Here is a 7,094-nt window from a genome sequence, read left to right on the forward strand (position 1 = left end):
AGTAGACATGGTAACCTCCGTCTCCATACCTACTCTTTTTTGAAGCGTATGGAAATAATGAGTCCTGACCCTAAACCATACGGCCTGTGGTTTCGCGGAAAAAACGTTTTTTCCGCTTAGTTTTGGCCGGGCGGCGCCCGCCGCCTCGTGTTTTGTCTTTTTCAATGCAAACGGTTCTGCGTTACTGGAAACGTGCAGACGGCGGAGCGTATGTCTCAGTCGGTATCCGTAAAGAAATCGGAATCGATACGCTTGATTTCGTAACGGGCTATGGGCGTCACCCCCAGATTATGGTCGATCATGAGTTCCGCCAGCCTCTGTCCGTCCACAAGCACGATCTTTGTGGTATGCTGCTTGCGGGCATACGCGTGCGCCTCTTCGGAAAATTTGGCGGTGGTCACAAAAAGGCCGCGTGTGGCTCCCTGCCCGGCCAATGCCCCCACGAATTTCTGGATATCCGGCCGTCCCACGCAGGCTGTGGGGTCCCAGCGTTTGGCCTGGATATAGATCTGGTCAAAGCCGAGCTTGTCCTGCTTGACGATGCCGTCAATACCCTCATCGCCTGATGCGCGGGTGACGGTGCCGGCGTTTTCCAGAGATCCCCCGTAGCCCATGACCTGGAGCAGACGCACCACGAGTTGCTCGAAGAACGTGGGCGTTTGCCGCATGATCTCCGCCAGAACGTCTTCAGCAAGGGTCTGCCGTATGCGGGTATAGGCTCTGTCGAGGCTGTCCTGTGGGCTGTCTTCATCCTCCGCCGTGGAGGTAGGGCGGTTTTCCGCATTGGTAGTGGTTTGCCCGCCTTTCTGGAATTCCGCAAAGGAGGGGAAGGTGGCAAGAAAATCGTTGTCGATATGCAGTCCGGCGTCATCTACGGCGGCCTTGCCTTCTGGTGTGATTTGTACGGTCCCGCGTTTGGGTGAGGTCACAAGGCCCGCCTTCTTGAGATAGGTTCGCGCCCAAGCGATCCTGTTGCAAAACGTCAGCGTACCACTGGACAGACGCTCCTGTCGGTCTATGTCTGTCAGGGAAAATCGTTTGGCCAGTACTTCTTCAAGTTCTGCCGTCGTGCGAGGTTGCCCGTCCCTAATATATTCCAGAAGCGGTCTATACAGCTCGTTGTACTTTGGGATGCTCATGTGGGATATCCTGTCTGCCCCGTGTGCGAAACGTAATGATCTATTTACCAGAGCAGCAATACGGCGAACTGTCAACAGCGGATGCGTGCCGACGGCAGGCTGGCCCGCGCTCTGCCAGCCGCCAGCCGGACAATATGGACTTTTGCCGCTGTTCGGGATATAAAAAAAGACTTTGCGACATCGGGTATTCTCCCAGTCATGTCTTTAACCTCCAGCGAGTTCGACGACCATGCCCAAGCAGGAATTTATCCGCAACTTCTGCATCATTGCCCATATCGACCACGGCAAATCCACCCTTGCCGACCGCATCCTTGAGCTGACCAAGGTGGTCAGTCAGCGTGAGGCGCGGCAGCAGTATCTGGACAAGATGGATCTGGAACGGGAGCGCGGCATCACCATCAAGGCGCAGACCGTGCGCATCCCCTATGTGGCGGCGGACGGGCAGGAGTACGAGCTCAACCTCATCGACACCCCCGGCCATGTGGACTTCAACTACGAGGTCTCCCGGTCGCTGGCCGCCTGCGAGGGCGCGTTGCTGGTGGTGGACGCCACGCAGGGCGTGGAGGCGCAGACCCTGGCCAACGTCTATCTGGCGCTGGACCATGACCATGAGATCGTGCCGGTGCTCAACAAGATCGACCTGCCCAGTGCCGAGGTGGACCGGGTCAAGGCCGAGATCGAGGAAGCCATCGGGCTGGACTGTTCCGAGGCCCTGCCTGTCTCCGCCAAGACCGGCATGGGCGTGCCGGAGGTGCTGGAGGCCATCGTGCACCGTCTGCCCGCGCCGCAGGGCAGGGAGGACGGGCCGCTCAAGGCGCTGATCTTCGACTCGTGGTACGACAGCTATCAGGGCGTGGTGGTGCTCTTCCGCATCGTGGACGGCACGGTGAAGCTGGGCGACCGCATCCGCCTCATGAGCACGGGCAAGGAATACGATGTGTTGCGCCTGGGCGTCTTCCAGCCGGAATCCACCGACGTGCCGGAGCTCCATGCCGGAGAGGTGGGCTTCCTTTGCGGTTCCATCAAGGAGCTGGGGGACGCGCGCGTGGGCGACACCATCACGCTGGCCGCCCAGCCGGCGGATGAGCCTGTGCCGGGCTTCAAGGAAGTGAAGCCCATGGTCTTCTGCGGGCTCTACCCCTCGGATTCCGACGATTACGAAAGCCTCAAGGCCGCGCTGGAAAAGTTGCAGCTCAACGACGCCGCCTTCAGCTTTGAGCCGGAGACCTCGCAGGCGCTGGGCTTCGGCTTCCGTTGCGGTTTTCTCGGCCTGCTGCATATGGAGATCATCCAGGAACGGCTGGAGCGCGAGTTCGAGGTGGACCTCATCGCCACCGCGCCCTCGGTCATCTACAAGGTGGAGACCAACGACGGCAAGACGCTGGAGATCGACAACCCCAGCCACCTGCCCGACCCCACCAAGATACGCGCCCTCTACGAGCCCTATGTGAACATGGACATCCATGTGCCCAACGAATATGTGGGCAATGTCATGAAGCTCTGCGAGGAAAAGCGCGGCACGCAGAAGAATCTGCACTATCTGGCCGCCAATCGCGTGGTGGTGACCTACGAACTGCCCTTTGCGGAGATCGTCTACGACTTCTTCGACCGGCTCAAGTCCGCCACGCGCGGCTATGCCAGCATGGATTATCAGCCCATCGACTACCGGGCTTCCGACCTCGTCAAGCTGGACATCATGCTCAACGGCGAAGCGGTGGACGCGCTGGCCGTCATCGTGCACCGGGACCGTGCCTATCCCTATGGGCGGGCGCTGGCCCTCAAGCTCAAGCGTACCATCCCGCGCCAGCTCTTCCAGGTGGCCATCCAGGCGGCCATCGGCCAGAAGATCATCGCTCGCGAGACGGTGTCCGCCTTCCGCAAGGACGTGACCGCCAAGTGTTACGGCGGCGACATCACCCGTAAGCGCAAGCTGCTGGAAAAGCAGAAGGAAGGCAAGAAGCGCATGAAGCGCATGGGCAATGTGGAGCTGCCGCAGGAGGCCTTTCTTGCCGCGCTCAAGGTGGGGGACGAATAAGCTCCCTGTTTTTTCCTTGCCCCTCACGGGGCATTTTTTTTATCTTCCCTGGGCTTTCTTCGTTTTTTGCCGGATAAGCCGATGCCACAGGCTGGATTTCACTCTTGCGGCGGTTGAGAGGGTGGTGCGCGGGGCTGTTCCGTCTGCAATACGGAATGAGCCGGGGACCACAAGCATATATGACAGGAGGAACGACATATGGGCGTCTATTACATGGTCGTCAATGTGGACAAGAAGGAAGCGCTTTCGCCTCATGACTTTGATTACGGCGCGAAAATGGCGGAATGGTGCTATCAGGGGAATGAAATGGTGCTGGCCCTGCACAATCTGCTGACCGACCGCTGGAAGGGCGACAGGGTCTATGTCGTCTCGGATGATCTGGCCGATGTGGACGACGACTACAGCAAGGCGCTGGCCGAGGCCCGGAAGGAGCTCGGCGTGCGCAGCCTGTACAGGTTTGCCTGCGAGCAGTGCACGGAACTGCAACCGGACGAAGTGGATACCGCGGATCACGACATCCGCTATATCTATAATCATGCGCTCAAGGTCTTCGTCGATATGGAGCATTGTCCGAAGTATACGGACTGGATATCGCCGCTGCCGCTGCTCATTGCCCTGGGGCATGACGGTCCGGGCGGCGGCAATTTCGATTTCGAGGATGACGAGGACATGGAAGATGCCGTGGGCAGCTGGTGTGATACCGTCAGCTCCATCGAACTGCGCACCAAGCCGCTGGAAGGCGTGGAGTACAGGGAAATCCAGCCGGGATTCACGGAAGAGCCTCCGGGGCGTTATTATTACATCGTCAATGTGGACAAGCGCAAGCTGTTCGGCGCCTACGATCTCCAGTTGCTGTCTTGGTCTTGTCACCAGTGTGAGATGGTGTATATCCTGCACAATCTTTTTGCCGAGGAATGGAAAGGCGACCGGGTGTACGTCGTTGCCCACGATGCGCTGAACGGCTGGGAATTTCCCGGAAACGAAGCGCTGTGCGAGGAATTGGCCCAAAGCGAGGAAAAGGGCCTCTTCTTCTACGCGGAAAAGCACTTCGAGCGACTCGGCACGGACGATGTGGAAATAGAGGATCAGGGCATACGCTACCTCTATAACCATGCCCTCAGGGAGTATGTCGACCTGAAGCATTGCCCCGTGCGGGAGGAGGACGATGACTGCATCGCGCCGCTGCCGCTTTTGCTGACCATCGGCAATGTGGGAGACGTCGAACTGGACCTCATGCCGGAAGATGGCGGCTTCGAGCACATGGGAAAGTGGTGCGCCACCGTCCGCTCCATCGAGGTGAGCAAGGAACCCCTGCCGGGGGTCGATTATCCGGAATTCCGGCCCGATTTTCTGCAGAAGTAGCGGGACGCGGCATTTGGCGGTCATGACGGATCAGGGCCTGTTAACACTATTCATTACTTGTTTGGGGGGAAGGTGGCCCTCGCTCTGCTGTCGATGCCTGTAAGGCTCCTGTGTCGCCTAACAGGCACGGCCCTGCGGGTCGCCTTGCGGTCGCCGCCAGCGCTGGAGGTGTTCCCCTCCCCCCAAGCCCTCCATCCCTTCCCCAGCGCGCTTTTACCGGGGAAGCATCGGGGACGCGAGGCAATCCCGCCCCCAAAGGCAAATGGTTTGGAACGCGAAGCGTTTCAAACGAAAAATGCTCTAAAAAACGGCTGCTGTGGTGTGAGCCACAAGCAGATATGACAGGAGAAATGTATGGGAATATACTATCAAATCGTTAATGTGGACAAGAAGGAGGCTCTTTCGCCGCATGACTTTGGTCACGGCGCGAAAATGGCGGAATGGTGTTACCACGAGACGGCCATTGTTCTGGCCCTGCACAATTTGCTTGCCGGACGCTGGAAGGGTGACAGGGTCTATGTCGTCTCGGATGATCTGGCCGAAGTGGACGACAGCTACAGCAGGGCTCTGGCCGAGGCCCGGAAGGAATTCGGCGTGCGCGGCCTGTACAGCTTTGCCTGCAAGCAGTGCAAGGCGCTGCAGCCGGACGAGGTGGATACCGCGGATCATGGGCTGCGCTATATTTACAATCATGATCTGGAAGTATTCGTCGATCTGCAACATTGCCCGGCCAATCGGGATGATATTGCGCCTCTGCCATTGCTGATCTCCATAGGGCATGACTGTGCGGGCGGCGGCAACTTCGATTTTGAAGTGAATGATGAAGATGTGGCGGAGGCGATGGAGGAGGCCATGGGGGCGTGGGTCGACAGCGTGCGCTCCATCGAGGTCCGCAAAGAGCCACTGCAGGACGTGGATTACGAGGAATTTACGCCGAATTTTTCTGAAATGGGGCTTGAGCGCTTATATCTGCTGGCCAATGTGGACAAGCGCGAATATTTCGACACGTACATGCTCACTATGCGTGATCTGGGGGATATCCATCGCTCCGACACTTCGCTGGATTTGATGAACCTGCTTACCAGGCGTTGGAAGGGCGACCGGGTCTACGTCGTCGCGATCGATGCGCAGTCAGGCTGGGAATTCCCGGGCAACGAGGATGTGTGCGATGCCATTGCACAGGGCGGATATAAGGGGCTGTACCCCTACGTATGCGAACAGTACGCTTCGCTTGAGGCGAGCGAGCGCGATTCTTCAGATCACGGCCTGCGCTATATCTACAATCATGCGCTCAAGGTCTACATCGATTTGGAACACTGCCCGAGCGACGGCGGGACCGCCGCCATGCCGCTGCCGCTCCTGCTGGCCATCGGCAACCTCGGTGATTCGCTTGAGGATTATCCGGCAGCGGGCGACGGCTTTGAGCATCTGGGCGCCTGGTGCGAGACCGCCCGTTCCATCGAACTGAGCAAGGAGCCTCTGCCCGGCGTCGATTACGCGGAATTCCGACCGGATTTTCTCCCGGTGGACAAGTGGGATGACGCGATGGGCAATGAGGATGAGGACGAGGACGACTAGGGAGTATTTTTTGTTTTGTGTATTATTCCAATAGATACGTCGTGTCTGTCATTCCCGCTTGCTTTGGGGGACGAGCCTGCCTCGTCCCCTTCTTTTTTGACGAAGAGCGCAACGGGGAAAATACGGCAGTCCCGAAAATCTTGGGGACAAGGCAAAGAGACATTCACGTCGCGTTAACGGTATCACGCCAAAAGGTTTTTACGGATTTTTAGCGTGATTTGACATTGAAAAAGCATGACGCGAGGTGACTGCAGAGCGCCGTCCGGGCCGAACCAAGCGGAATACCGCGTTTTTTCCGCGAAACGACAGGGGGCGTATGGTCTGTAACGCAAAGCGGTTCACTGGAAATAGTAAGGAATGTGAATGCGCTTCAAGGGAGTGGCCATAAAAGTATTCTAACCAGGCTAACTTATTGGTCAAGGAGGGAAAAACACTAGCCGGGGTCTGGTCAGCCCCTTGGTATATTCTCTTTTGGATCCTGCGTTTTTTGTCTGGTAAATTGATGAGATGGGCAGTATTTGTCCCCTCGCTTCCGAGGAAGACACGAAACGGAATTTATGATATATGCAAAATCATGTCTCCGTATTGTGTACCGCGTTGCGTGAGCGCGTCCATGATGGACACGCTGTAGAGAATGAGGAGTGCGGGGAACGGATGCGTACGGCCTGCCGTGGAACGTCTGTCGCTGTGCGGCTGGCAAATTGCCATACAGAGATGGGCCGTGGCAGTGCTTTTGGGGGAGAATGGTTTTTGCTTGTAGTTTGATGGCGTGGCCGTATGCCGCAGTTGCGTGTGTCGGGGATCTTTCTTCAGGCAGGCGCGGCTCAGGAGGCTTGGTGTTGATGGGGGAAACAGGGGATGGGGCTTTCCTTCAATACTAATCGAGTGGCACAGAATGCGGCCTTCTCTTTAGGGTCAGGACTCATTATTTCCATACGCTTCAAAAAAGAGTAGGTATGGAGACGGAGGTTACCATGTCT

4 protein-coding genes are annotated in these 7,094 nt (G+C 57.5%); 3 read left to right on the forward strand and 1 reads right to left on the reverse strand.

Annotated features, from left to right (window positions below; translation table 11 throughout):
• Nucleotides 1–215: 215 nt before the first annotated feature.
• Complete coding sequence (locus Q0K00_RS10870; protein WP_297229438.1) at nucleotides 216–1,139, reverse strand: restriction endonuclease; 924 nt, start codon at nucleotides 1,137–1,139, stop codon at nucleotides 216–218.
• 229 nt (nucleotides 1,140–1,368) lie between these two features.
• On the opposite strand from Q0K00_RS10870, the gene lepA reads away from it, so the two are divergent.
• The 3 genes from lepA (at nucleotide 1,369) to Q0K00_RS10885 (ending at nucleotide 6,114) form a co-directional block, all read left to right on the forward strand.
• Nucleotides 1,369–3,174 (forward strand): translation elongation factor 4, encoded by a 1,806-nt coding sequence (gene lepA, locus Q0K00_RS10875; RefSeq protein WP_297229440.1) that lies wholly within the window; start codon nucleotides 1,369–1,371, stop codon nucleotides 3,172–3,174.
• A gap of 198 nt (nucleotides 3,175–3,372) precedes the next feature.
• Nucleotides 3,373–4,536, forward strand: a complete 1,164-nt coding sequence (locus Q0K00_RS10880; protein ID WP_297229442.1) for a hypothetical protein — start codon at nucleotides 3,373–3,375, stop codon at nucleotides 4,534–4,536.
• Between the two features lie 354 nt (nucleotides 4,537–4,890).
• Entirely contained in the window at nucleotides 4,891–6,114 is a 1,224-nt protein-coding gene (locus tag Q0K00_RS10885) for a hypothetical protein (RefSeq protein WP_297229444.1), read from the forward strand.
• Nucleotides 6,115–7,094: the final 980 nt, after the last annotated feature.

The sequence above is a fragment of the uncultured Desulfovibrio sp. genome (assembly GCF_944327235.1).
Classification (GTDB): domain Bacteria; phylum Desulfobacterota; class Desulfovibrionia; order Desulfovibrionales; family Desulfovibrionaceae; genus Desulfovibrio.